The sequence below is a fragment of the Pedobacter sp. MR2016-19 genome (genome assembly GCF_014947265.1).
In the GTDB taxonomy this organism is placed as follows: Bacteria; Bacteroidota; Bacteroidia; order Sphingobacteriales; family Sphingobacteriaceae; genus Pedobacter.
The window spans coordinates 1-1,579 of the sequence record NZ_JADCNK010000049.1; the positions used below are offsets into that span (position 1 = coordinate 1).

The 1,579-nt window shown below is 42.0% G+C and carries 2 protein-coding genes; both read right to left on the reverse strand.

Annotated elements, in window-relative coordinates; translation table 11 throughout:
- Positions 1-198: 198 nt before the first annotated feature.
- On the reverse strand, positions 199-1,107 hold the full coding sequence (locus IM793_RS24655) for an IS3 family transposase (RefSeq protein WP_227256388.1): 909 nt from the start codon (positions 1,105-1,107) through the stop codon (positions 199-201).
- Between the two features lie 8 nt (positions 1,108-1,115).
- On the reverse strand, positions 1,116-1,529 hold the full coding sequence (locus IM793_RS24660; RefSeq protein ID WP_193426165.1) for a hypothetical protein: 414 nt from the start codon (positions 1,527-1,529) through the stop codon (positions 1,116-1,118).
- Positions 1,530-1,579 lie beyond the last annotated feature (50 nt).

A 1,579-nucleotide genomic window follows, 5' to 3' on the forward strand; every position in this document is an offset into this window, starting at 1 on the left:
GCAGTTTGACCCTTCCTAAAAAAGCTTGACAGTTTTGGTGAATAATTACTAAGGCTTTTTACACCAATTTACTTGATTTACTAATGCAATATAACTTTTAATTTTTATTAGTTCTAAGGGTTATTTTGTTTGGGGTTATTCCTGGTTTATATCCTGCTGTTTTCCTTATTCCTTGGATTTCTTTTCCTCTTATCCCAATTACGGAACAACAACGGGTTTGTTTTCCTTATTACTGGTTTTGTAATTCTTTTTCCTCCAGTATTTCTTAAGTGTTCCATTTCTTTCGTGCGCCATTATAGGGGTGAGCCTGCCACAGCTGTCATGTATCCTGATGCTGTTATATTTGGTTACGGCATCATCTACGGCTGATTTTGCCTTTTCAAAAGAGGGAAAGGTTTCTTTAAGCCCATGTTCATACTTCAGTATCCCGTTAATCCTTTCTGCAATGGCATTTTCATATGGATCCCCACTTTCGGTCATTGATAGCTGTATATGTAAATAGTCTATAACCCGGACATATTCATTGCAACAGTACTGTATACCCCTGTCACTGTGATGGATAAGCCCTGAAGTTCTTTTCAGGTCCTTGGCTGCCATCAACAGTGCATCAATGGCCCCTTCACTATGCAGGGTCGGGTGAAGTTTGTAACCTACGATCTTTCGGCTATAGGCATCGGTAACAATGCTTAGGTAGCTGAAACCGGAAGCTTGCCGGATATAGGTGATATCGCTTACCCATAATACCCCTGGGTTATTGATCACCTTTTCACGGATCAGGTTTGGGTATTTTCTGTAATGATGATTGGACATGGTGCAGTAGGGCTTTCTCCTACGGTGCCTGATGAGCATCCCATAACTGCCCATAAGCCTATAAAGGCCATCCCTTCCCAGTTTTATTCCATGGGCTGTAAAATCTTCCTTCAGCATGTGGTAGAGTTTGTCGACCCCGCAGTATGGAAGCTGTTCCCTGATCTCTGTAACCAATCTGACGACCAGTGCATCGCGCATATGCATTGCCGGCTGTGCTTTTTGTTCATACCAGGCCTGACGGCTCTTGCCAAACAGTCTGCAGTAGTAGCTTATGCTAAAGCTACCGTAAAGCTGCATCAATAGTGTTACTGTTTGGCACCAGGCTTTTTTCTGATATTGATCTTGAGTTTTTCCTCAGCTACATCTATTAGTGTATTGAGGGCAATATTGTGCATCCTGGCATCCTCAAGCTGCTTTTCCATCGCTTTTATCTGCTTCTGCAATGCAATCAGATCCTGTCTTTCCTGTTGGGTCATTTCTATGGGTTCTGGAATAATATCGTCCGAATACTTCTTGCGCCAGGTTCTTATCAGTTCTGGTCCACTTGAGGGATTGATGTTAAACTTCCTGATCGCTTCGCTAACTGTCATTTCCCTTGCTTCCAACTGAGATACCAGCCATCGCCTGAAGGAAACTTCATAGGCATTGTGGTCATCCGTACGGTCGAAAGAATCGGAAACTAAAATACTAAATCCATTGCTTTTTTTCTCTTGATTCATTTTGAGTTTTTTTAAGCCAAAATGTGTCAAGTTTTTTTAGGAGAGGACAG